Here is a 23,107-nt window from a genome sequence, read left to right as displayed (position 1 = left end):
CTACGCGAAGCCCCCTTGGCTCAAGTTAAGATCATTTCCAAAACTTAAGAGAAAACCTGACACCGCCGTCCCTGTTCTCCACCTGGTAATCACACTCATGCAGCTCCAAAATCCGTCTGACGATAGCGAGTCCGAGGCCCGTTCCTCCGCTTTTGCGGTCCCTTGATGGTTCTACCCGAAAGAATCGCTCCCAAATTCGTTTCAGGTAAGCGTCCGGAATCGCCTCGCCTTTGTTATGGATGGAATAGACACAGGCTTCGCCTTCTGCGAAGACGCGGATCTGGATGGTGCTGCCCTCTTCGGCATGGCGGATGGCATTGGTCAACAAATTCATCACAACCTGTTCCATCTTGGCGGCATCCGCCATAATTTCCCGTTCGCCATCCCGATTGACCCGGGCGGTAAGCCTCTTTTCCCGCAACTGATACACGAGCTTCTCCAGCATATCCTCCGTAAGTTCTCCGAGCAGAATCGGAGATTTGTAGAGTTTGACGGTAGGCGACTCCAGCCGTAACAGATCCAGCATATCCTGAACGAGTCGCTCCATTTTTTCGCTCTCCTCCAGAATTACGCTGACATAATGATCCTGCCGCCCCGCGCTGATTCCGTCCCGCAGGCCTTCCGCGAATCCCCGCACAATGCTGATCGGCGTCTTGAGTTCATGCGAGGCGTTGGCGAAAAAGTCTTTCTGCAGCTGTTCCAGCTCTTTGTTCTGTTCGATCTCCCTTCTTAAGCGGGCATTCGTATCATTCAGTTCCCCCAGCGTCCTCTCCAACTTGCTGGACAATTCAAATAGAGTATTAGATAGGCTGCCCAGTTCATCTTTACGTTGAATAGGCTTCCCCCCGGAAAAATTCAATTGCTTCATGTCCTCAGCCCGCTTGTTCAGCAGCAAAAGGGGACGTGTGAGCATACGGGAATAAAAGATGGAAAGCAGCATGATCAATATGAAACCGCCGAGGCCCAGATACCCATAGAACAGGCGCAGCGCGCTATTCGTCTCCTTGATCTCCTGCAGTGAAGTTACGAGGAACAGCACTTTTACCCCGCCGTCCGGACCGAGTACCGGCTGCATAATAATCCCATTTCGGCTCCCGGTCCACGGATCGGTCCACCTCTGCTCAACCGGTTCCATTCTCCTTAATTGTTCCGTATACGCTGTCGACAGCGGAAAAAATTCGTCCATGGCCGAATAGAGAACACCTAGACGTATGCCCGCTTTACTGAGATTGGGGATGCTAATCTTCTCCACTTTGCCTCTCACCACATCGGATTCCATACCTCCCGCCTCGATCTTTCCGATCTCTTGAAAGAGGGCCGCATTTCTTTCATCGATTTTTTTGAGATAATGCGGATAAAAGGTGATGCTGCCTGTACCCTCGACGAACTCTCCCCGTAACTCCACTTCTTCTCCAACATTAATGTTCATGCGCTTTAAATCTTGCCTGTAAGCACTGACGAAATAAGATAGCGAGACGTCAATCACCTTGCCGTCCTCGCGGATCATCCGCATACGAAAGGGGTCATCGATCGTCAAATTCCCCGCAAAATCCGTCAATGTAAAATCGGCTCCATTCTTGTGCATCTGAAGCCAAGTCTTCGAGTACGGCTCACGGGCCGCTTTCGGGTTCTTTTGGTATATCGCCGCTAACGACACCGCCGCCCGTTCCAACTTGTGCATCTTGCGGTGCTCATAAAATTCGGGGAAAACCAGGAGCTGGCATAAGAGCACGATCACATAAAAAAGAATAAAGATGACAGCCGTAGCGATAAAGAGCTTGGTTGTTATGCCGAATCGCTTCATGGAGCTTCCTCATAAATGTACCCGATCCCGAATATGGTCCGGATACAGTCTGCAGCCGGTCCCATCTTGCTTCTCAGCTTCTTGATGTGCGTATCCACGACCCTGATATCCCCTTCGTAATCCGGCCCCCAAGTGTGGCTCAAAATCGTATCCCGCGGCAGCACGATCCCCCGGTTGCGCAGCAGTAACTGCAGGAGTTCATACTCCTTAGGTGTCAGGTCGATCAACTCCCCGTCCCTTTCCAAGCGCCGATTATAAATATGCAGCATAACGCCGCAGCCCACCGGCGCATACGGATTGGGCGTGAGTTGGCCGTCGATTCGCTTCATCAGCACTTCAGCCTTCGAGACAAGCACTTTGGGGCTAAATGGCTTGGTGACATAATCATCCGCTCCCAATTCATAACCCTCGATCTGACGCTCATCCCCGGATACCGCAGTTAAAATAATGATAGGGACACCGGAGCGCCGTCGAATCTGGCGGCACAGTTCCCACCCGTCCATCTCGGGCATCATCAGATCGAGAATCACAAGATCCGGCATTTCAGTCTCGAACGCGTAAAGCCCCTCCTCGCCATCCCCCGCCTGGCACACCTCCCAGCTTTGGGCAACAAAATAATCGGAGATGAGCTCCCGGATTCGATGTTCGTCCTCAACAATCAGTACTTTCTTCGTCAAAACCGCGCTCTCCTTTCCGACGGCCCTTCTATTTTTCTTTGGCAACGCCGTTTATCCTAATATTAAAGATCCCTCTACCCGTTAGTGGGCAAACCCCAGAATTCTTCCCGCCATGATAAAAATCAAACACCAAAAAAAGGCGCCGATCGACGCGAACAGACAGTATTTTCGCAGCGGCATTCGGCTTATTCCGCACAAGTAGCAGGTGACATGCCGAAGTCCGGGAATAAAATAGCCGATCACGATGGAGAAAGGGCCGTATTTATTCATCCATCTTTCGACCTTGGCGATCCGGTGCGGCTTTAACCCCACCCATCTCCCGAAGCGGTCCAGAAAGGGACGGCCGGCTCTTTTACCGATCAAGTAGCTGATGAGCATGCCGCTCAGCGCGCCGACAAAGCTAAAGAACAGCGCATAGGGAAGCTTCATCGTACCGATTAAAGTCAAATATCCAACCGCGGTCATCAGCAGTTCATCCGGTATGGGCAAGCCGACGATCCCCAGCGTTAAGAGAAAGAGTATAGCAACGTACCCGTAATCCGACAGAAATTGAAGCGCCGATGCCATCAGCAATCCTCTGCCACTTCGGGCTTTATTTTTTTCAAGCTGGGAAAAGAAAGCCTGCTGACCATCAGCAAACTAAGCAGCAGCGCTCCGAACGCCACCAGCATCGGGTTTAGCGATAGGGTCAACAGCACAATGAGCAAGATGGCCGCCAGCGGGATCGGCATGCCGACAAAGCCCGGCATATGGCTCTGCGCCGTGTTAAAGCGCGCCAGACGCAGGGCACCACAGCAGACATATGCCAAGCAACTGGCCGCTCCCAATACTCGGATTTCATGCAGCGAAGTGACGTAGGCCAGTGCGGCGGGGGCGATGCCAAAGGTGACAAGGTCGGCCAGCGAATCAAGCTCCCTGCCCATTTCCGAGACGGCGTTCAGCTTTCTGGCGCAAAAACCGTCGAAAAAATCACAGAACAACCCCAGCAAAATCAGCATCATGGAAGCTGCGGTTTGACCCTGGTATATGAATAAAATAGCCGAAAAACCCAATAATAGATTGCCCAGCGTCAACACGGACGGAAATACTTTTTTCATTATAAATCACTCCATATCATTTCGGCTTAAACTCCGGCGTGTCCAATTTTTTCCGGCCGCTTTTGACAATTGTAGACAAAAGTTGTGTTCTTCTTGTGTTCTCGGCGAGGCCATGCAAAAAGGCCCTTCTCCGTCAAGGGAAGAAAGGCTTCAATATACTATAAAACACCCATCTTAAAAATAGAAGAGCTATCCGATGGATAGCCCTGCATACGTATACTTCCGCCTCATCGGACATCGTAGTAGGAGAAAATGAGGATACGCTGCTTCAACTCTGATTTGGAGGGAGGTCCTCGCTAAGTACGCCGTCTCACGCCATAGACATCCAAGTCGTTTTTAGCCCACGGCGATCAAGGTGCCTTGCGCACTTTCCAACCTTTTCAACCCTTCCAACTCCAAAAAGATGCAAATCTGCAGGAATTCAATGTGATCAAGTTCGTCTGACGGGGCACTACTTAGTTCTCCCCGCTACTTGCCTTTCGGCAGTACTTCAACCGCAATCTCCGCCACTTTCTCAGAGCTGTACGGCGATGACTCTCCACCAACGAATATGTTCATATTATGAATATCAATCAAATAACTACCAGGCTCGTGGATCACAATCGACTCGCTAAACTCCCTATTCTCGTTCATCTGAAAGACTGTTCGGTTGCTGCTTGTTTGATAGTCACCATTCTGAAACTTCATCAATTCCCATCCAAGACTCTGAATAGAATCCGTAATGACAGACCCGCTAACTTCTATGGCTTCTCCAGCCTGTACCCGAAGGCAGCCTTGTGTTGGTTTATTAAACACGAGATTATTCGCATACGTATCATGGGTATATCGGACAGGAATCAAGGATGGATCTTTAACAATTCGATTGACGATGATGTCTGCAGATGGATTGTCACTGGAGTAAATCCCCAGCGGATTCGGTCCTGGACGGAGATCAACGGAAAACTTAACCCGATTAAATTCACGATTTCCCATTTTAATCGGTTTGTCGTTGGTCTTTGACCCTCTACTATCTGGAACGGCTAACATTCCGGCAGGACCCAAGCTTTCCATTAAAAAAACATCTCCGTACCCCTTTTGAATCAATGAACTGAACGTGATACGCCCCGCTTCTGTCGTATAGACAGGGTGCAAGACCTTCGCTGACATCTCATTCCTCGTCAACTGCAAGGTTCCCTGGCTCCGCTTGTAGTTGATGTTCATCTTCGGCAACATTGAAACTGGAATGTACAGCGTATTGTTTTTCATAAACGGTGGCAGAATTTTCGCCGGACCATCGAACAGCTCAAGTTTACCGTTCGATTCAAAATATTCCGAAATGTTGCGGTGCAACTTAAATAAGAAAGAGCGATCAAAGTGATGCTTTCCTATAAATAAAAACACATTCAGTAGGATCAACGGAGTTCAATTAAAGGTCGTTCGGGACCTTCTGTATGATATCGGAATACACCTTATAGCCTGAATTTGTTATTGACTTCATTGACCTATGTTCCGTTTCGGGATCTTCCCAATAAGAAATCTCGATTATGGAAGTGTTCGGATGGCGATAAAAATTAACGCCAAACAAAAGTGGCTCTAAAACAGGGTCGGAGGTGTTCTTCCCGGTGATATTCCCGGCTTTGTGCGAAAAGTTGGACCGGTCGCCTATCGTATATTGACCTATGGCTATCGCTTTACCATCTTCAATTTTCACAATCGTATAAATATAACTATCAAAAAATTCATACATATCCGCCCTTCCCACTGGGAAAGTGTAGGAATGATAGTGCTTTGTTCTACCGAAATCAAGGATTTTAAAGTCGGTCGTTATCGGCAACGAAATCGCCGCTCTACGAGCAGCTACCAGATCGGACTGATCAGGATTACCGGGATTCGACGCATAGTCGGGGGAACGAACAAAGATGATATCCCGAATGGACTCATGCTGCACCTCATATCCCATACTTTCTGAAACAAAGCGGATCGGAACAAGCACTCGGCCATTCTTGCTTTGAGCAGGTACAGCCATTTCAATCGATTTGCCGTTTTTGGAGGCAATCTTGTTGTTCAAAGTAACGGTTAACACATCTCCTGCCGGATTCTTAATCGTCACGGTCTGGGAAGCAGCGTTCCAACTATACGATAATCCTAAAGGGGAAAGGGTACGGATCGGAATCAACAAACTTGAATGGCTTACAAAAGGCTGTACATCCAACGGGATAAAAGCTCCATCGAGGTTGATTTCATAGGAATTGTTGTTACTAGTTTTGGCAGCGTTAATAGGGGAGGCTCCTAGCAATCCCAAACCCAAACTAAACAACAATACGATTGCCGAAAGTTTTTTCTTCATATTGATCTCCTTTCCCACACCATTCAAGTGTTAAAATTCGGTCGAAAAGCAGACCATTTCCATATCTAAGCATACGCAAAACTAGTTTATAATTGGAAACCCGTTATTTTAGACGCTGGAGTTGGTAATTTGTTCCGTTTACTTAGCTTTCTTAGACAACATAGGCCCCTTGACTTTCCTATTGTAGGATAGTTTATGATCGCTTTGCATAACCAATAAGGGAGTGAAATCATTGGAAGCTATTACGGTGAGAGAACTGAATAAGACATTCAAAAACGGAAAAAAGGCTTTAAACCATTTCAACTTAACGGTCTCACAGGGAGAAATATTCTCCCTGCTTGGTCAAAACGGAGCGGGTAAATCAACATTGATTAACATTTTGACCACTTACATCTTACCGACTTCCGGGGAAATCACAATTATGGGGTATCATCTAAAGAAGGAAAGCCAAAGCATCCGAAACTGCATCTCCTGTGTCGCACAACATACATCCATAGACAAACATATGTCGCTTAAGGAGAATTTGCAGTTTCAAGGCAGACTGTTCGGACTGGACTCTGCCACGATCCAAGCTCGCAGTGAAGAACTAATTCAAGCCTTTCACCTAACTGAATATTGTGATTTTAATGTTTCCGAATATTCTGGAGGGGTGGCAAGACGGCTCGATATTGCCATGAGTATGATATCCCATCCCAAAGTTTTATTTTTGGATGAGCCAACCGTCGGTTTGGATATAGAATCAAGACAAATTTTGTGGCAAATGATGAAGACGATTCAAGAGAAGTTTAACACGACCATATTTTTGACAACTCATTATTTGGAAGAAGCCCAATTACTAAGCGATACCATTTGTATTATGAAAGACGGGCAACCCCTAATTCAAGGTAGTATGGAAGAACTTAGGAAATATTTCAGCGAACCTGTTATTCGAGTTGAGCTTAATACCGTTGATGATATTGCTGCGATCGTAGAACGTTTGAATGCTCAGGACGTTATCAAACACGTAAGAGTCGAGGAAAAGACATTATACATCTCTGTAGATGACAGCTCCGAAGGCTTCGCCAAAACCAATTTATTATTAACCGAGAATCATGTTGGATTTTGTGCCATAGAGATTCAAAATCCTTCGTTATCCGATATTTTCCTGAAATTCACTAGTCAGCCATAAAGATGAGCTTATAAATTGATTTGACGGGGAGGAAGTAGAATGAGAACCTTCAGCATCGTCTTAAGAAATGTAAAATGGCGGTTTAAAAATATGGAAACTATAATTATGACACTCATACAGCCGTTAATTTGGCTACTGTTATTTACTACGATGTTCCAATCGGAAACGTATGTTGGTGATAATTATTCGGCTTATACACTTCCGGGAATTCTCATTCTCGTAACGCTAACTTCATCCGGTATGAGCGGAATTTCTAACTACTCCTGGAAATCCGACGGGATTTTTTATCGAATATTCATCTCTCCTGTAAAAAGAAACTCTATTGTATTAGGGCATATTTTTGATGCAGCTATTTTAACTTTTATCGAAGTTTTTATACTCTTTATTTTTTCTTTTTTCCTGTCCGTCAAAATAGCAACTGGTGTGCTCGGGTGCCTACTTATTATTGGTTTAATTTTCTTAACCGTTTTTTTTGTAGCAAGCCTCTCCTATGCACTTAGTATGATTTTTAAAACGGAAAATTCCTTTTTGGCCATTGTCAATACATTGATACTTCCCATCTTTTTTGTTAGCACCTCACTGATGTCATATGAATATATCCCGGCTGCTTTCAAAATCCCGGTATCGTTAAACCCTTTCACCTATGTTATAAATTGTATAAGGGAGTTAATTTTACAAAGTTCTATTAACTGGAACTCTATACTAGGAACCTTCTTATTATTTCTGATCTTGGGCGTTTTGGCATTTCTGATCGCTTTACATGTATTAAAAACCAGAAATTAGACAATGTTAGGGAGGATTTCGGTGCTTAGAATTAGTGACTTTTCCATTCTATCGCAGTTAAGCACTAAGATGCTGAGGCATTATGCTGACATTGATTTACTTCCTCCAGGCTTTATTGATGAAAGTACAGGTTACCGGTATTATTATGAGCACCAGTTAGCAGTAGCTAACAAAATAAACATGTTGAAAACCATGGGATTCAGTCTGCATCTGATAAAAAAGATTTTATATGAATATGATGAGGACATTCATCTAATGAAGTTCTTGAATATGCAAGCGGCACAATTACAGGAGGAAATAAATGAGAAGCAAGGTAAAATATTGTTGATCAACTCTATGATTAAACATCTAAACGCTCAGAAAGATGCATCAAAATATACGGTTACGACGAAGAAGATTCCGCAAAGACGGGTGATTTATTTACGCGCACAGATCAAGCAGTATCAGGATGAAACCCTGTTATGGACAAAACTGTCCAGGATCATTCGTGCCCGGAATATACGGCTAAGCTACCCGCATTATAATACAGCGGTCTTTTACGAGGAAGATGTCCAAAATCAAAGAATTGATGTTGAAGTTCAAAAATGCATTTCAGGGGATTATGAAGATGTGCGGGAAGCAAATATTAAAACGGAAAATGAACAAACCGTAGCTTCATTTATTTACGAAGGACACTATAACAAACTTAGTGAAGTGAATGAAACGGTCGCTCATTGGATCTTAGATAATGATTATGAACTGAACGGCCCCCAATTTAATATCTATCATATCTCCCCTGAAGAGGCTAACGAATCTGCCAACTTATTGACCGAGATTTGTTTTCCTATCAAGAAAAAGACAAAGCCCATAGGACAGGATAAAGGAAGGTACCATTAAAGGTCGTTCGGGACTTTCTGTATGATAGAATTCCTGCAAATCTGCATGTTTTTTTCTTGTTTGGGCCCCAAATTTGAAAATCCCTGCAAATCTGCAGGAATTTTTGACGAAACCGGCTCCTATCACTAAATTCGCTAGAAATACCTGCAGATTTGCATCTTTTTTCGCATTCTCTCTGGAATCGGCTTAAATACCTGCAGATTTGCATCTTTTTGGAGTTGGAAGGGGTGAAAATGGGCTAAGCACCTGGATTGCCGTGGCCGTGGGCTAAATCCGATTTGGATGTCGGGTCGAAGTTCCCTATGAACTCTCGCCTAACCAAACATCTCCAATCTTCACATGATACACAGTGTCTTCACCATAACTAAATTTAACAGTTGAGGTCTTGTACGACCTGTATTTTATAGATTCTACTTCTTTTGCGGTCCTAATCCCTAGTTTGATGTCCTCCTGAAGTTCGGAGAGGCAATAATCAGCTGTCTCAATAACATGGTCCCATTTCCATTTATTTAAGCCAGGAACTGCTCCAAATTGTTGCGAAGGAAATTCTTTTTTATCATTGCTCTCATAAAAAATATGATCGTAGTAGTTTAAGCTTTCGCGAAAAGCCACTACCACCTGTGAGTTTATAAAATGGGGATAATACAGCCATAGCTTCAAATAAAATGGCTCATTTAATTTCTCCATCTGTCTACTCCACGATTGATAAACTTCTGTCATAGCCTCCAGCATTAATCTTGAATACCACATGGGAGGATCGCGTCTGATTAACCTATAGAATGGATCAATCCATAGCTTTACATAGTCTCTACCGTTACGACATAACTGTTCGATGTCCAAATCAATATGTCGCATTTTCCAGTGTTCAATTTGCCTAACTTTACGCTTCCAACCGCGGATTTTCTTTTTATTACGCATTGGAGTTGCTGATCTCCCCTCTGGAGTGGGTCTCATTATTCTTGAGGTATAATTTTCTATATGCTAAGATAAAACTATATAAGGGACCGGCTGCAACCGGCCCCTCTGCACAACTTCCGCTATAAGAGCGGTCGGCATCGGAACGACGGAATAGACCGTGTCCTACCAGGGCGGTCTATTTCCTTTTATGGAACGAAAGTATCAACACAACCAATGTCGCAAATGAAATCATCAGCGTCAAAGCTTGGTATACTTCCATGACATCACCTCCCTTCCGGGAGATTAGCCGACCGCCCTTACATCCGTTCAGTTGTACAACCTAAATAGTACCATAAATGGGATACCCCAAATAGTATGTGCATATAATTTTTTGGCGAATTATTTATAGAGAATGAACCCCCCCCTGTATATAACTGGATATTTTAAACACACTAAGATGACCGATTATATTCCACACGTACAGAGGAGCAGGGTGAATGAAAAATAAATGGTTCCCGATATGGCTGTTGACGTTCGCGCTTGTTTGCAGCATAGTGCAGCCCTTAACCGCGCACGCGATCACAAACACAAACGGGCAGAAAGAGGCGATATGTCTAAGCCCCAAAATGGTGCAGTTGAAAGGCGATATGCAAAAGGTTTGGATCGACCATACGATATGGACACGGAGCTACATTGTCAGTGCGATGTCGAATCGTGTGGATCAGAAGGACGTGCTGGATCGGCTTTTGCGGAACCAGCATTCAGCAGCCTCCATTGAGACGTCTGTTCCAAAACTCACTCTGCCGTAAACTCCTCCGTTGACGGCATATTATCCCAAACCTTCCCGTCAGAACGGTAATACTTTCTTACATGCGAATCGTCTGTTTTTGTATAGTCTATAACAAAAACTTGCCCTGTTTCTATCAGCATCGGATAGTTGTCATAAGGCAATACATCGCCTGTTTTTGACTTATCTTTGAAATCATTGTACGCATTCTCCAAACGCCAAAACTCCCGGTATGCATAATCTTCAAATCCGGTCAAATCTTGTTTTCCAAAATACGAAGCCTCATATTTTTTTTCGTTAACTACTATAGTATCCACTCTGCTCGGTTCGATATCTTTCGCTAACCCAATTAAGTCTTCCGAATAAATGTTGTTGCCGTAAACTTTTTTTAACTGATTTGCCATGCTGGGAACGGAACGCGTAGTGTAATCCATGCCGTCAAACCCGGTATGTGCTCCACCGTAAATCCCCATCACGCTTTCGCCACTTAGATTGTTAAACTCGCGGATAAAGTTCTCCGCCATTTTGTTTTCGCGATAAGCATCATCGGAATTTCCATAGTAATATTTACCTTGCTCAATAGCCTCCTGCGCCAGCAAGTATTGCTCAGAGCCTTCCATGTTGTTCTTTTCCAGATACTTTATAAATCGTTCTCCGATTGTATCGTACTGGTGGCCAACATCCGTACCATGAAAAATCGTTTTGGGACATTTGCTTTTTATCTTCTTATAGAACTCCTTAATATCAGGGTTATGCGACGCAGTATCAATCCAATCCTCATAGATCTCGTCTAAAATATCATCGCTATCCGACCGCATCCAAATGTTTAAAAACTCTGCGGTATAGTACGGAGTTTCAATAAATAAATGTCGCATATTTTTGTTGTTGTAGTAATCACTCCATAGTTCTAATTCTTTATCTAAAATTTTTTCTACGCCATGCTGTTCCCCATACAGATAAATCTGCCCTGATGGCTGCAATGAGGACGCAGGCTGATCAATCGGCGTGGGCTTATCTGAACAAGCAGCTAACACCGTCAGCAAGACCAACGCCACGACAAGCGCAATGTATCTTGTGCTTTTCACAAGCTATTCCTCCATCATTTTATTTCGGTTTCCGATTCTTTTTAGTTCAAATTGTGTTGCTTCCAACATCAAGATAAGCCTTACTTCATCATTTTTGTTCAAACCTAGCACATCCATTTTAAATAATCTATAAAAAAAGTCCTCGTTATAGCATATCGCAGTAATATCATGGAGTGGTCTTAAGTTCATATTAGTAAACATCATACCGCAAAAACTGAGGTCAAAAGACCGATCGCCTGTTTGAGCATACCGTATGGGGAAACGCCTTTAAGTCCTCCGACCATCATCACTCAGCAACGCAATCGCAAGCTGCACTCCATCTTTTACGCCTTGCATATACAAGCCTTCATTCTCTGCAGCTCTTCTGCAATGAAGCTTGTCCTCCCAATCCAGAAACTCCGGTATCTGTACCTTGTTCAAACCAGGAAACATAGCATCAAGAGCAGCATGCTCTTCGGCCTTAAGCTTTCGTAACTCGGGCTGACGTTCGATTTGAACCATAGCGTTGTTCACCCTCTCCTGAATCGCACTTTGAAACCATGACGGAATCTGCATTGCAGTTGCCCTCCTTCTCTCATTTCCCTAGCGCTTCAATTGTTGCGCAGATCGGCCTTTTTCGTATAATTGGACAATTAGTTGATCCACCTTTTTACTTTGGGTTTGGAGTGCGTTGTTTTGGTATAGCGGGATTCCTTGTTCAAAAGATCTGAGCCCCATCTCGTTTAATTTTCGTTTCTCCTTATCAAGAGCATAAAGTAAAGGCACCATCAAATGACCTCCTATTTCGATTTTAATTTATGTATAATATTTACATTTTGTTGAATACTTTATCTGTCGTGATTAGTATAACAAACTGATAATGGACTTAAAAGGGGAAATTTATTTGGACGATCATTCCATTATCATCAAGCAAATTATAGGGAGAACGGTCAAAGGTTTACGTATCAAACAAGACTTAACCCAAGAGGACCTGGCACATGAATGCCATGTGGATCGATCTTATATTTCCATGATTGAAGTTGGCAGAAATGAACCCTCTGTAACCAAAATATTTGAACTTTGCAATGGGTTAAAAATCAAGCCTTCCGACTTTTTTAAACTGGTAGAAAACGAATATGTGGAGCTGCAGAAGAAGGACAATGAGAACAAATAAAAGCGGGTATAGGCCTAAAGGCAGCCTTTCCCGCTCTTGTTGTTGTTTTATGGGCTGTTTACGATTTCCTCAGTGCCTTCCCGGCATGAACAAGCTTTTGACATCTCTTTGCAAAGTGCCGGATATCAGATGTAAGATCAGCTCTTCAATTGCCGCCAGACTGGCAACAATACAGATCGCCCATTCCAGCACTCGAAAATCGACGAAATGATAAAGTAGAGGAATGCAAAATAAAAGCCCGCCTGTGGCCTTATTGGCATAAGTATGAAGAACGGCAAAGGTACGATGCTTCCAATAAACAACCCATAGGGAAACCATCCGGACAAACGCAATGCCCGCCATCCAAATCCAGACTTCCTTTGCAATCTGCTGTGTCGTTAAAACTACTACTAAAATAACGCTCATCAGAACCATGTCGGCGATGCTGTCCAGCATGGAGCCGAGTTTACTCGACGAGTGGGTCCTTCTGGCAATGTACCCATCGAGTATATCCGTAACGCCGCATACTACGTATAACGTCCAAAACATGGGGTCCACCGGGGGCAAAACGAACAGGAACAGGGAAAAAACAATTCTCAGCATCGAGAGCAGATTCGGTATGGTTTTCATCCGGTACCTCCCTAAAATGTGGATACTCTATCCATTCTCTGCCTCTTCCTATATTCCTGTTAAGCGAAGGAAGCATGACTACTGATACCTATTATGGATAAATATGAAGATCCAGCTTTTTGTATATTCATGACTTGCACGTCCTCAAATTTACCCATAATCTCGTCGCAGTTGCCCTCCTTCACTTCATGTCCTAACGCTTCAAATATTGCGCGGACCGTTCCTTTTCATGTAATTGGACAATTAGTTGATCCACCTTTTACTTTGAGTTTTGAGTGCGCTGTTTTTGTATAGTGGGATTCCCTTCGCCAGGCATTCGTCCCCAAATTGATTCAATTTTTGTCTTTCATCTTTACGCGGAACGAATAGGCCAAGTTCCTAAATTTTGTGCCGATATTGAACGCGGACAAGTAGGAATGTCGATTGAAACCATGTTGAGTATATGTTCTCTGCTTAAACTGTCTCACAACCAACTTCTGTTGGGGGATTCGGGACAGCCTCAAACAAAGGATGAAACGAAATTGGATCATCGACGCCCTGAATCAATGCACAGAACAACAGCGTAAAGATGCCTATGCCCTAAATTAAAGCTCTTTCTTACTGCGATTGGATAGTTAAATCAAAATGACAAAAACACTCGGATCGAAGGAGCGAGCGTCTTTCAGTCTGTATAGGGTTGGTAATGTTTTCCCGTTCTTCTTATATGTACTCCCAGCATCAACCACCAGTGAATGGCGAATTGGTCTGAATAGCATTATTGTTTGACTTAGAGGTGCCGTCCATTATAATCAATACGCAGATTATTAATAGATTGCGATATTAGTTAGCTCCTTAGCAAACAAATGCAGAAATGGTCTGGGTCAAACCCAAGGACCATGTCATCACTAAAAACTTCCCATTGCCCTACCGTCAATCTCCGAATAATATTTCTCTTGGAGATATTCGGAAGAAGAGATTAGAAAACCATACTTACTACATATAGGAATAAATCTCCATTGAAATGCCTCGAAGTTCTCATTTTCAATTTCTTTCCTATCCAGCAAGCCGATGGAACAGTAAGTATATTACTTCCTCAATGACCGTAATCGGGGGTGGAGGTCCCCACCGGCCGGATACCAGAACAGATATGTCGATGTTATTTCGTACTTCTCCTGTTAATTAATGCCCCCTAGTTGTTCTACCCAGTAGTATTGAATGCTCAAACAAATAAGTTAAACTAAAACAGATTTGATAATCAGTACTACACATCATCTTTCTATGTTGAGACCGCAATATCAAAAGAATAATTGGAATTTTTTCATAAATATAGTATAAAGGGATTAAGATTATTAGTCTATTTATACTATTATTTATTAGTTATAGATTGTGACGGAGGAATGGGCCAATGTCGAACTCACTTAAATTTGCAAATGAAACAGTTGTTACTGAATCCTACTGGGATGAATTGCTTGTCAATCATGAAAGAATAGCTGAAACTTTTTCAGAAACTGACAAAACTTTGTTTATCGCTTGCTTGAGCCCACAAGATAAAGAAGGTCTTCAATTGATCCTGAACTTGCCTAATTTTGAAGACCAAGAAAAATGGACTCAGTATCTAAAAGCAGTCCCGGAATTTATACATTTTCTTTTCTTGAAGGAATTCCTTAAAAGAAAGAAAAAGGCTGTAGAAGAAGTATTCGATCATAAAGTATCGGATTATGGGATTTCGTCTGTTTCTCCCCTTATCAAATTAATTCACTTATTTTACACTAATCCATCGTGGTTGCTTGAGATTCTAGTTATGCACGAGTGGAAAAACAAGGCATCTGGTGACGTTTTTACTGCTAATAAATTCCCTGAAACATGGCGCCGATTAAACAAAGAGGAGACTTACAAAACTAAACTGGTAGAAACATTACATAGAAGTTCCAGACAAGGTAATGATTATAGAATTGTCGCGCATTGTGATGATGGGGAAAAAAGATCCATCTATCTTGTATACAAAATGGTAAAAGATACAAAAAAACCTGGATATGACCAGAACAAGCGCATTAAAGACCGTGATCAGATCATGTTTGCTGTCAACGCCGACAATTTTACAGTGGAAATTAAAGCACCGAATAGTGATTCACTTGGTATAAGGAATTATTTAAGCGAACAGTTTAATATTACGCTCCAAAAAACAGAAAATAAGTTGTTCACTGGATATGAGGTGAACGATGTCTTGCGACTTTTTCAGGAGGGCAAACCAGTCGGAGATGAGGAGCCTGAAGACTTTTTAATTGATTATATATCATTCTCGAATTCTCTGTTAATCAAGTCACCGGATGTTATTCTTCAACATAAAGGCAACGATATTTGGCCTAGTGTTATTGATGCATTTCAACGTAGAATAATTGATATATATAGCTTAAAAGATATCAGAAAAATCGCTTTTCGATCAGAAAAGCACTCCAAATCTATACGAACGATTGTACTTGAGGATGGAAGTGTTATTTTCAAGCTGAACGATGGTAATTTGAGTGAAGCCACTAAAACCTCCATAAAAGAGAAGTTCTTTAAAAAATTCGGCTTTCCACTTGATCAGCCCGTAAAGAATAAATTTAACGGTGGTATAGCACAGAAAGTTGATCAAATTTTTAGATTCTCAAGGATTGACCAGTTGAGTCAGGAGCATTTGGATTTACTGAGTGAACTCAGGACTTCTGAATTAATTACTGTAAATGAGGAAATAAGCTATCATTGTTCATACTGTAGCTTTGCAACAGGTGAGCGTAGTTTACTTAAAGAAGATGCTAATAAAAAACTAATTTGCCCTGAATGCGACGAGTCTATCATCGAATCGGTAGAGGAAGAGTTAAGTCCGCATAAGGAAAACATTGAACAATTTATTTACCAATTAATTGATAATTTTATCGAAAATCATGAGCACTGTGAAAGTCAAAACTTATCTAAACAAAAATTTAAAAATATCAAATACACTTTTAAACGCTTCCTATTTAATAAACAACCATATCAAATTCTTGTGACAGATAGGGTTTTATCCAAACGGACACTCGAATGGGTTGAACGAAAGTTAATTCCAACTATTATCATTTGTTATGGAATTGATAAACAAACTAGCGAACGTTACGCCCTTGATACTATTGAACAGATAACATTTGGAGATATTTATATTTCTCTTGAATCTCAGATGTTTAATGATATGTTAAGTAATTACCTAAAGGAGCTGGAGAAACGCTCTTATCATCTCGTAGTCAATGCTGCTATGAAGGCAACAAAAAATCTTAATTTTATTGGTGATAAAACCATTGAACTAAAATATATTTATGATGAACATATGCTAGAGGATGATGTGTTTACTGTCATTAAACATCTATTTCCTAACTCTGAAAAATGGGGAAAGGAATATACCGGAGAAACTGTTCCTGAAGGTATATTTGCAATTCAATATAAGGAAAGCAATGGAAGTATGGCACCAGAAATAAAACACGGGTTCACCTATGATTGTAAATTTACAATGGATAAATCAGGATATAAATTGGGCTCTTCCGAAAATCGAAAAGGACTACATTATGTAAATAAATTAAATAGACTTGTTGATATTTCTTATTATTGTACTTTCAAAGAAATAACTTCTCATATCTTTATAGGCAACAAATTTAAAGAACGTCAAGTACGTGCCATGGCTAATTTTTTCCGTGAGGAAATTACAAAAGGACATAATACAAAACCAGTTTTTATAAATACCAAGGATTTGGCCTATCTATACGATCAAGTCATTCACAACAAAGAAAAAATTGAGAAAGTACTAGATGTTTATTATAAACAAATGGTTTCCATATTTACGACTGATGAAATCATCATAACAAAAGAATACATTGATGAGCAGCTTGAGGATATCGATATCGCCGCTAAAAGTTACTCTACATTAGATACCAGCACCTTAACAAGAAGGTTACTCGGAAGAAAAAAATAGTTATTCTCTTCGATAATAAAATGGTATAATAACGATTAATAAGAACATACGTTCTTATTAATCGTTTTTTGTGAGGTGCAATATGCTTGGTCTAACGATAAGTAATTTAATTTTTGATTCTGACCCTAATCCTTTTATAAGGGAACATATTAGTCAAGTTTTAATTGAACAGTTTAACAAGAGTCATGTAACAGAAAGTTCTTATGGATTAACAGGTTTCAATTTTTACTTCGATCATGCTGTCGTTATGTTTTCAACCAAAAAGGGGGAAATTTATTCATTTCAAAAATTTAATTATGAAGCTATGCTTCCCAACTCATTTTTGCAATCACTATCCTCACTTTCATATTGTCTCCCTTCTCACTGGAAAACATGGTTAAATGATTCACATTTAGAATTACTTCGAAAAGAAATTGCCCAATCTTTAAATTTCAATAGACTGAAATTAAGCTATAACTTGAATGAGAATAAGTTTTATTGGAACTGGAAAAGTCATAATATTACTCTACTAATGAATAGTTCTTTTGTTTTCAAAAATATAAAGAGTGGACAAATATTGGACTGAATACATAGGTATGACGAGTAATGAACAGGATGTAGTTTATAGTTCCACACACTTTAAAGCTGAGCTGCGCCCATTAAAAATCCAAGAATTAAAAATGAATCTTGGATTTTTCTGTTTTATTTTCCCTTAGTAAATAGGGCACCACTTTCCACATACACCGTGCGGAAACACATCCACCCGCAGCCCCACTCGAACCGGAACTCCCCCGACCTACAACGTCTCCGTATTAAGCGTAAACCCTTCAATTACAGCGTCTTCGTCTACCTCGATCAAAATGCACCGTTTCCCTTGATAATTCACCTGTCTCACGTATTTTAAATCTTGCGGGCTAACCGAAATGGTGGCGATCTTCGTATCGATCTTAATCGATTTCGAAGTGAATTTCGGGACGACGCTGCTCGCTTTGATTTCGTAGTTCTTGTTATCGACGATCGTTTCGAACGCCCGTTCCACTTTTTCCGCCGTCACATTCTCCACGCCGCTGACCGTCAGCATGCGTTCCACGTCTTTATAGTCCAGCTTCGGCGGTTCTTCCTCTTCATGGGTCTCGATGACCTGATGAATCTCCTCGTATACGCTGGCGATCGTTGAGGCGTCGAGCTGTTCTCCCGCCACTTCCTTCACGATCTCCTCAAAAATCGCTCGCTCCTCCAACGCCGTCACGGTCTTCTCGGCATTCAGGACTTCCTCGATGAAATGCTGATTCGGTTCGTGCGCCCTTCCCGAGCAGTACAGCACCCGATTCACGTCGGAATAGCCGTCCGTCACGCTGGGGTAGAAAAAGCCCTGCTCCGGCGAACTCAACTTAATGATCGGATCCACGATCACATTGTATTTAAATTCCCGCTCGACATAATCGAACATGAGCGTTTTCTTTTGCTGCTCCGTAGAATTGATGCTGCACAGAATGAACGGGTTGGCGAACATCTCGTCATTTTCGCTTTCCTCGGCCTCTTCGTTTCTGGCTTTGGTCGGTTGATAGTATTGCCCGCGGACGAAAGTAATCACCGTATCCTTTTCATAATGGGTATCCGTGAGCATTTTCTCCACCAGCAGGATCATCAGATCATGCCATTCCTCCGCATCACCGGTCACCAGACCTTGATGGAGAAGCACCCGCGTCGGCGTCTCCGCTTCTTCGTGAAGCTTTAGCTCGAACAGCTTTTGATCCAGTTCGCCGGCCAGCAGCTTTTTGAAATTCCCCATATAGAGCTCCTGCTTTTCCCTGTCCACTAGCGCAAAAGGCTGACGCTCATAATGATAAATCTCGTTCGTTTCCTTCATAATATACACATTCAAAATATCGTAAATTTGGAGCTTTTCGTGATCCAGCTTAAACTGTTTGCGAATATATGCGACTTCTTTCTTTAGCATGTTCTATGGGACATCTCCTATGAAGTGGAATGGTCTTTCCGGAACCGAGGTGCCTCCAGTACTCAGACCCTCAGCGAGCCGCGGAACCCTCTGGCGGCATAGTAGGATTCCGCGCCATTGTGGTACACAAACACAGTCTCGTAGCGCCGGTCGCAAAAGAGGGCTCCGCCAAGTTTTCTAATATTGTCGGGGGTGATCACCCAACTCGATGTTTTCGTATCAAACTTTCCAAGCTTCTGCAATTCCCGGTATTGTGCTTCCGTTAAAAGCTCAATGCCCATGGCGGCAGCCATATCCATCGCGCTATTCTGCGGCTTGTGTTCTTTCCGTGACTCCAGCGCTTCGCGGTCATAGCAAACACTTCGGCGACCTTTCGGGCTTTCCGCGGAACAATCGCAAAAAATGAACTCGTCCGTCTCTTGATCATGACCGACCACATCCGGTTCGCCGCCGGTTCTCTCCATTTCATGGAGCGACCACAATTTTTCAACACTAGCCTCGAGCTTGGCTTGAACTTCACCCCATTCCAGGCCATCATGGCGGTTCATGTTTTTCTCAAATCGGGCTTTCCATGTTGCGAGTAGTTCTGCACGCTGTTCTGGTGCTAACACCTTATTGTCGCTGGTTTCATTACTCTTGGTCATGGTCGATCCTCCCTCATACGTAGTTCTAAAAAAAACGCATTTACTTCATTCTACCTCAGCTCTTTATACCACAACTTCATTATAGTTTAAATCATGTCCAAATAAAAAACAGGGAAAGGCTTGAGAGATCAGGATTCTAGAATAATCATTTTATTCTGTGGTTCCGGTAAATGCCCTGTTTTGCATGAAAATAGAACTTCTTTTACGCCATCCATTCAAAAAGGCATGGATAGTCAAATCCATGCCTTTAATCCCTATGCAATCTGAAATATGTTACCCATCATTTTTTAAGTTCCGCGTTTACTAGCTACCTCGTATGCTAGGTTTTTGCTGATGGTAACCGACACACTTTGTGCTAGCAACATTACCTCATTGATTCTGAAATACACGTTTGGCTGCTGCCACAGCGTTGAGCACTTTGGGGAATCCTGTATAGGGAATGCACTGCATAAAAGCTTCCACTATTTTTTCTTGCGGGATTCCCACGTTTAACGCGCCTTGAATGTGTACCTCTAATTGCGGCTCGCAACCGCCTGCGGTAAGGAGACTGGTGATGGTAATCAATTCTCTTTCCTGCAGGCTCAGCCCTTCACGGCAATAGATGTCGCCAAACGCAAATTCAATAATGTATTTTCCTAAGTCGGGAGCGATATGCTGCAGTGACTCGATGACATGCTTACCTCCCTCACCATCCACTTCCGTCAGCTTTTCCAGACCACGTGCATAACGTTCAGTTTCCATTGCATGACTCCTCCTCTGTGTTGTATAGTACCAGCATACAATCTGGAGTTAACTCCAGATCAAGCATATTTTTAGGAGGCGGTCCAAATTTGTTATTCCATCGGGGAATTTTCGGTCCTTACAGGTTTAAGCATAGATACGTTGCGCTATTATGAGAAGGAGCATCTTATTCGAGTTGCGCGAAATGCGGCTGGCAGACGCTGCTATACCGAAGACGATCAGAACTGGATTTTGTTTATTAAGCGTCTGAAAGAAACCGGTATGGCGATCAAGGAAATAAGGGACTATGCCGGCCTTCGTTACCAGGGCGACATGACGATGCAAAGCAGATTAAGCATGCTGACAAAGCACCGCCTTTTCGTTCTTGCCGAAAAAAAGAAGTGGGAAGACAATTTGAAGCATTTGGACGATAAGATTCGAATCTATGAAGAAAAAACAAACGGCGGCTTCCGCCTTGTTGGCAACAGAGCAGTTCAAACTGAAACGCCCTAAACAAAAGATCATTTCATAAACAAGGCACTGAATATGACGACATCCTGTAAAAAATGAATCAACAGCGCCCAGAAGAATCCTTTCGTTTCCAACATCGATTTGGCCAAAAACCAGCCGATAAAGGCAGCCATCAATACCCCCGGTATCCCGCCGGGGTTTCCAAAATAATGAACGATTCCAAAAGTCGCCGCCGCTAACCCTTGCGCTGCATACGGAGAGAATCCATATCTGCTAACAACGGCCACGAATGAAAATCGAAAAATGATCTCTTCAGTAAAAGCATTCGTAAGCGCAAAACCGAGAATGAGAATAACCCCGGGAAACAGCTCCAGGCTTACGCTTTTACCATGAACCACTTGAAAATAGATGACAACTGCCGTTACCAGTGTAATCACGATCGCAAAGTTTACACCTAGGTTTTTCCACGTTTCCGTTTTTTTTGGCTTAATGCCGATCCACGGTTCAGGCCGTATTTGCCCATCCCGCCTCTTCAGGCTTAAATACGTAAGCCCCTTTTTGCCTGCCAACCCATATACAATGCCGATGACGATAACCGCTAGGAACAATGCCGTGATTTGATAGCTGATCTCTAAATTGTATACTTCGCGATCGAATACTTTTAAGGCCAGAGGCGGACTGCTTCTCATCCACAGCAGGAGAGGGGCACAAGCCATCACCACGACCGCGATGAACAGGATGGGAGCCAGGCTGCGCTGTTTTAGGTTCATTCTCGTTTCTCCTTTTCGGAAGGCTGCAACAATGCCAACGCATGTTGACACCACTCGATAGTCATTCGCAGATATCGCTCACCGTAATCGAGCGTCAGCAACCAGAGCTGCACTTGCTTGCTATTTCCGTTAGGAACATTCGCTTTAATTCCGGCAAGCACCGCCATTAATCGCTCACTCGCTTCTAATTCTTCCTCGAGATAGGTGACTAATTGCGGAATATGACGTTCCTCGGAGACGAAAAGCTTCATGAGCAATTCGTTCCTCATCACCGATTCCTCAGGCGGCACGGCTAACCAGGTATCAAGTTGGTCACAACCCTGCTTGGTAACGCCGTACACGATTTTACGTCTCCCCGTCTCCGTTTCTTCCACTACCGACACAGAGCCCTCTAACTCCAGCTGCTTAATGCTCTTGTGAATATGTCCATAGGATTCGTTCCAGAACAGGCCGATGCTTTCCTTCGAAAACTTAACAAGCTCATAGGCGCTCATAGGCTTAATACGAAGCAAGCCGAGAATGGCAAAATGAGTGGTATTGATTCTTTTCATACGTTCTCCCTCACGAATAATATATCTTTGAGATATATGTACATTTGCATCATACCCCATTAAGCCACAGATTACAATCCAATCCCCATATAAAGAAAAGCCCATGCTATCCTTAGCATGAGCTCTTTTGACATATATACAGAGTACATCCTTTACAACGTATTACGCCGTAGTTCATAAAAATACTGCACAATCGGATGCTTTAACTTCAGCCCTTCGGACATGTTCAAGATCCGCTTTTTCCCGACCCTTCGATCCACCAAAGCCAGAACGTTCAATAGGATATCATCGCTCTCCAGGCTCTCCTCGAATGGGGTAGTTAAGAACTTATTGGCCACCACGATAAAATTGGATTTACTTAATGAAGCCTGTGCGGACAAAAGCGCTTTGGCATGCTCCGAACTTTTTCTGCTTCGGGCAATGACGATTAAACGATCCTCCGGCACGGGTCCCTTGGTATCTTTTCTGACCACCTCAATGTCGTCATGGGTGATCGGAATTTGAATACCCGGATCATTCTTGATTCCCAGTTCCGTTTGGTACCATCTGATGGGGTTCGTCTTATCACTCATATTAAGGATGTTCTTCTTATCCACCGAGATATAACAAATCCCTGATTTATCCGGTACATAACGGTAACCCGGCGCGCGGTATTCTACCCGTCCCTGTAACGCGGGACTGAGAAAGCTCTCCAACTGCTGTTTTAATTTGCTCCAGGACATATAAAACTCCCCCCTCCATATAAAAAACAGAGGAAAGGCTTGTTGGTAGGGGCTTGTCCCATCTCCATTC

Annotated in this window: 25 protein-coding genes; 7 read left to right on the top strand and 18 right to left on the bottom strand. The window is 42.9% G+C overall.

The features are described 5' to 3' along the window. Positions 1-31: 31 nt before the first annotated feature. From V4U88_RS20125 to V4U88_RS20100, 6 genes are all read right to left on the bottom strand, one after another. Positions 32-1,804, bottom strand: a complete 1,773-nt coding sequence (locus tag V4U88_RS20125; protein WP_334075039.1) for a sensor histidine kinase — start codon at positions 1,802-1,804, stop codon at positions 32-34. Further along, positions 1,801-2,481, bottom strand: coding sequence for a response regulator transcription factor (locus V4U88_RS20120; protein WP_334075038.1), 681 nt, complete (start codon positions 2,479-2,481; stop codon positions 1,801-1,803). Before V4U88_RS20120 ends, V4U88_RS20125 begins: the two co-directional genes overlap by 4 nt. A gap of 81 nt (positions 2,482-2,562) precedes the next feature. After that, complete coding sequence (locus V4U88_RS20115; RefSeq protein WP_334075037.1) at positions 2,563-3,048, bottom strand: DedA family protein; 486 nt, start codon at positions 3,046-3,048, stop codon at positions 2,563-2,565. Next, positions 3,048-3,578: a CDP-diacylglycerol--serine O-phosphatidyltransferase gene (gene pssA, locus V4U88_RS20110; RefSeq protein ID WP_334075036.1), complete on the bottom strand. Its 531-nt coding sequence runs from the start codon at positions 3,576-3,578 to the stop codon at positions 3,048-3,050. Before pssA ends, V4U88_RS20115 begins: the two co-directional genes overlap by 1 nt. Positions 3,579-4,046: 468 nt before the next feature. Then, complete coding sequence (locus V4U88_RS20105; protein WP_334075035.1) at positions 4,047-4,907, bottom strand: hypothetical protein; 861 nt, start codon at positions 4,905-4,907, stop codon at positions 4,047-4,049. 76 nt (positions 4,908-4,983) lie between these two features. After that, positions 4,984-5,904, bottom strand: coding sequence for a copper amine oxidase N-terminal domain-containing protein (locus V4U88_RS20100; RefSeq protein WP_334075034.1), 921 nt, complete (start codon positions 5,902-5,904; stop codon positions 4,984-4,986). A gap of 232 nt (positions 5,905-6,136) precedes the next feature. Here V4U88_RS20100 and V4U88_RS20095 point away from each other — a divergent pair, with 232 nt between their 5' ends. The 3 genes from V4U88_RS20095 to V4U88_RS20085 are packed head-to-tail and all read left to right on the top strand — an operon-like array spanning position 6,137 to position 8,731. Continuing rightward, positions 6,137-7,072, top strand: a complete 936-nt coding sequence (locus tag V4U88_RS20095; RefSeq protein ID WP_334075033.1) for an ABC transporter ATP-binding protein — start codon at positions 6,137-6,139, stop codon at positions 7,070-7,072. Between the two features lie 39 nt (positions 7,073-7,111). After that, on the top strand, positions 7,112-7,855 hold the full coding sequence (locus V4U88_RS20090; RefSeq protein ID WP_334075032.1) for an ABC transporter permease: 744 nt from the start codon (positions 7,112-7,114) through the stop codon (positions 7,853-7,855). A gap of 21 nt (positions 7,856-7,876) precedes the next feature. Continuing rightward, complete coding sequence (locus tag V4U88_RS20085; RefSeq protein ID WP_334075031.1) at positions 7,877-8,731, top strand: MerR family transcriptional regulator; 855 nt, start codon at positions 7,877-7,879, stop codon at positions 8,729-8,731. 300 nt (positions 8,732-9,031) lie between these two features. Here the strand turns inward: V4U88_RS20085 and V4U88_RS20080 are convergent, their stop codons facing one another. Both V4U88_RS20080 and V4U88_RS27070 read right to left on the bottom strand, forming a co-directional pair. Then, positions 9,032-9,649: a hypothetical protein gene (locus tag V4U88_RS20080; protein ID WP_334075030.1), complete on the bottom strand. Its 618-nt coding sequence runs from the start codon at positions 9,647-9,649 to the stop codon at positions 9,032-9,034. 175 nt (positions 9,650-9,824) lie between these two features. Then, the gene (locus V4U88_RS27070; protein WP_225038886.1) at positions 9,825-9,908 is read right to left on the bottom strand and encodes a putative holin-like toxin; all 84 of its coding nucleotides are present in this window, start codon (positions 9,906-9,908) and stop codon (positions 9,825-9,827) included. A 217-nt stretch (positions 9,909-10,125) separates the two neighbouring features. Here V4U88_RS27070 and V4U88_RS20075 point away from each other — a divergent pair, with 217 nt between their 5' ends. Further along, positions 10,126-10,437, top strand: coding sequence for a hypothetical protein (locus V4U88_RS20075; RefSeq protein ID WP_416367270.1), 312 nt, complete (start codon positions 10,126-10,128; stop codon positions 10,435-10,437). Here the strand turns inward: V4U88_RS20075 and V4U88_RS20070 are convergent. The 3 genes from V4U88_RS20070 to V4U88_RS20060 form a co-directional block, all read right to left on the bottom strand. Continuing rightward, a complete protein-coding gene (locus V4U88_RS20070; protein ID WP_334075029.1) occupies positions 10,424-11,500 on the bottom strand; it encodes a hypothetical protein in 1,077 nt (358 codons plus the stop codon). The two genes, V4U88_RS20075 and V4U88_RS20070, sit on opposite strands and share 14 nt — an antisense overlap. 267 nt (positions 11,501-11,767) lie before the next feature. Next, a complete protein-coding gene (locus V4U88_RS20065) occupies positions 11,768-12,055 on the bottom strand; it encodes a hypothetical protein (RefSeq protein ID WP_334075028.1) in 288 nt (95 codons plus the stop codon). Positions 12,056-12,082: 27 nt separating this feature from the next. Then, positions 12,083-12,268 carry an aspartyl-phosphate phosphatase Spo0E family protein gene (locus V4U88_RS20060; protein WP_334075027.1) on the bottom strand — a complete coding sequence of 62 codons (186 nt, stop codon included), beginning with the start codon at positions 12,266-12,268 and terminating at the stop codon, positions 12,083-12,085. A gap of 115 nt (positions 12,269-12,383) precedes the next feature. On the opposite strand from V4U88_RS20060, the gene V4U88_RS20055 reads away from it, so the two are divergent. Then, complete coding sequence (locus V4U88_RS20055; RefSeq protein WP_334075026.1) at positions 12,384-12,653, top strand: helix-turn-helix domain-containing protein; 270 nt, start codon at positions 12,384-12,386, stop codon at positions 12,651-12,653. 69 nt (positions 12,654-12,722) lie between these two features. Here V4U88_RS20055 and V4U88_RS20050 read toward each other — a convergent pair whose 3' ends face one another. Continuing rightward, positions 12,723-13,262, bottom strand: coding sequence for a CDP-alcohol phosphatidyltransferase family protein (locus V4U88_RS20050; protein ID WP_334075025.1), 540 nt, complete (start codon positions 13,260-13,262; stop codon positions 12,723-12,725). A 1,384-nt stretch (positions 13,263-14,646) separates the two neighbouring features. Between V4U88_RS20050 and V4U88_RS20045 the strand changes: the two genes are divergently transcribed. Continuing rightward, entirely contained in the window at positions 14,647-17,220 is a 2,574-nt protein-coding gene (locus tag V4U88_RS20045) for a hypothetical protein (protein WP_334075024.1), read from the top strand. Positions 17,221-17,995: 775 nt separating this feature from the next. Here the strand turns inward: V4U88_RS20045 and V4U88_RS20040 are convergent. The 3 genes from V4U88_RS20040 to V4U88_RS20030 all read right to left on the bottom strand — a co-directional run bounded on the left by V4U88_RS20040 (position 17,996) and on the right by V4U88_RS20030 (position 20,544). Continuing rightward, positions 17,996-19,159 carry a DUF4317 domain-containing protein gene (locus tag V4U88_RS20040; RefSeq protein WP_334075023.1) on the bottom strand — a complete coding sequence of 388 codons (1,164 nt, stop codon included), beginning with the start codon at positions 19,157-19,159 and terminating at the stop codon, positions 17,996-17,998. Between the two features lie 62 nt (positions 19,160-19,221). Then, positions 19,222-19,803 carry a DUF4256 domain-containing protein gene (locus V4U88_RS20035; RefSeq protein ID WP_334075022.1) on the bottom strand — a complete coding sequence of 194 codons (582 nt, stop codon included), beginning with the start codon at positions 19,801-19,803 and terminating at the stop codon, positions 19,222-19,224. Positions 19,804-20,172: 369 nt separating this feature from the next. Next, positions 20,173-20,544: a carboxymuconolactone decarboxylase family protein gene (locus tag V4U88_RS20030; RefSeq protein WP_334075021.1), complete on the bottom strand. Its 372-nt coding sequence runs from the start codon at positions 20,542-20,544 to the stop codon at positions 20,173-20,175. Positions 20,545-20,631: 87 nt separating this feature from the next. On the opposite strand from V4U88_RS20030, the gene V4U88_RS20025 reads away from it, so the two are divergent. After that, complete coding sequence (locus V4U88_RS20025; RefSeq protein WP_334075131.1) at positions 20,632-21,036, top strand: MerR family transcriptional regulator; 405 nt, start codon at positions 20,632-20,634, stop codon at positions 21,034-21,036. Positions 21,037-21,044: 8 nt separating this feature from the next. On the opposite strand, the gene V4U88_RS20020 is transcribed toward V4U88_RS20025, so the two are convergent. The 3 genes from V4U88_RS20020 to V4U88_RS20010 all read right to left on the bottom strand — a co-directional run bounded on the left by V4U88_RS20020 (position 21,045) and on the right by V4U88_RS20010 (position 23,037). Further along, positions 21,045-21,764 (bottom strand): CPBP family intramembrane glutamic endopeptidase, encoded by a 720-nt coding sequence (locus V4U88_RS20020; protein ID WP_334075020.1) that lies wholly within the window; start codon positions 21,762-21,764, stop codon positions 21,045-21,047. After that, entirely contained in the window at positions 21,761-22,315 is a 555-nt protein-coding gene (locus V4U88_RS20015; protein WP_334075019.1) for a PadR family transcriptional regulator, read from the bottom strand. Before V4U88_RS20015 ends, V4U88_RS20020 begins: the two co-directional genes overlap by 4 nt. A gap of 152 nt (positions 22,316-22,467) precedes the next feature. Beyond that, positions 22,468-23,037, bottom strand: coding sequence for an SF0329 family protein (locus V4U88_RS20010; RefSeq protein WP_334075018.1), 570 nt, complete (start codon positions 23,035-23,037; stop codon positions 22,468-22,470). Between the last annotated feature and the right edge of the window lie 70 nt (positions 23,038-23,107).

The sequence above is a fragment of the Paenibacillus sp. A14 genome (assembly GCF_036864815.1).
GTDB lineage: Bacteria > Bacillota > Bacilli > Paenibacillales > Paenibacillaceae > Fontibacillus > Fontibacillus sanfengchensis.
This window is presented reverse-complemented; position numbering and strand designations above follow the sequence as displayed.

Bases quoted from the DNA above. Each gene is read 5' to 3' on its own strand.
- V4U88_RS20125 (WP_334075039.1), bottom strand. From the start codon at position 1,804: ATGAAGCGATTCGGCATAACAACCAAGCTCTTTATCGCTACGGCTGTC.
- V4U88_RS20115 (WP_334075037.1), bottom strand. From the start codon at position 3,048: ATGGCATCGGCGCTTCAATTTCTGTCGGATTACGGGTACGTTGCTATA.
- pssA (WP_334075036.1), bottom strand. From the start codon at position 3,578: ATGAAAAAAGTATTTCCGTCCGTGTTGACGCTGGGCAATCTATTATTG.
- V4U88_RS20100 (WP_334075034.1), bottom strand. From the start codon at position 5,904: ATGAAGAAAAAACTTTCGGCAATCGTATTGTTGTTTAGTTTGGGTTTG.
- V4U88_RS20090 (WP_334075032.1), top strand. From the start codon at position 7,112: ATGAGAACCTTCAGCATCGTCTTAAGAAATGTAAAATGGCGGTTTAAA.
- V4U88_RS20080 (WP_334075030.1), bottom strand. From the start codon at position 9,649: ATGCGTAATAAAAAGAAAATCCGCGGTTGGAAGCGTAAAGTTAGGCAA.
- V4U88_RS27070 (WP_225038886.1), bottom strand. From the start codon at position 9,908: ATGGAAGTATACCAAGCTTTGACGCTGATGATTTCATTTGCGACATTG.
- V4U88_RS20075 (WP_416367270.1), top strand. From the start codon at position 10,126: ATGAAAAATAAATGGTTCCCGATATGGCTGTTGACGTTCGCGCTTGTT.
- V4U88_RS20065 (WP_334075028.1), bottom strand. From the start codon at position 12,055: ATGCAGATTCCGTCATGGTTTCAAAGTGCGATTCAGGAGAGGGTGAAC.
- V4U88_RS20060 (WP_334075027.1), bottom strand. From the start codon at position 12,268: ATGGTGCCTTTACTTTATGCTCTTGATAAGGAGAAACGAAAATTAAAC.
- V4U88_RS20050 (WP_334075025.1), bottom strand. From the start codon at position 13,262: ATGAAAACCATACCGAATCTGCTCTCGATGCTGAGAATTGTTTTTTCC.
- V4U88_RS20045 (WP_334075024.1), top strand. From the start codon at position 14,647: ATGTCGAACTCACTTAAATTTGCAAATGAAACAGTTGTTACTGAATCC.
- V4U88_RS20040 (WP_334075023.1), bottom strand. From the start codon at position 19,159: ATGCTAAAGAAAGAAGTCGCATATATTCGCAAACAGTTTAAGCTGGAT.
- V4U88_RS20035 (WP_334075022.1), bottom strand. From the start codon at position 19,803: ATGACCAAGAGTAATGAAACCAGCGACAATAAGGTGTTAGCACCAGAA.
- V4U88_RS20030 (WP_334075021.1), bottom strand. From the start codon at position 20,544: ATGGAAACTGAACGTTATGCACGTGGTCTGGAAAAGCTGACGGAAGTG.
- V4U88_RS20020 (WP_334075020.1), bottom strand. From the start codon at position 21,764: ATGAACCTAAAACAGCGCAGCCTGGCTCCCATCCTGTTCATCGCGGTC.
- V4U88_RS20015 (WP_334075019.1), bottom strand. From the start codon at position 22,315: ATGAAAAGAATCAATACCACTCATTTTGCCATTCTCGGCTTGCTTCGT.
- V4U88_RS20010 (WP_334075018.1), bottom strand. From the start codon at position 23,037: ATGTCCTGGAGCAAATTAAAACAGCAGTTGGAGAGCTTTCTCAGTCCC.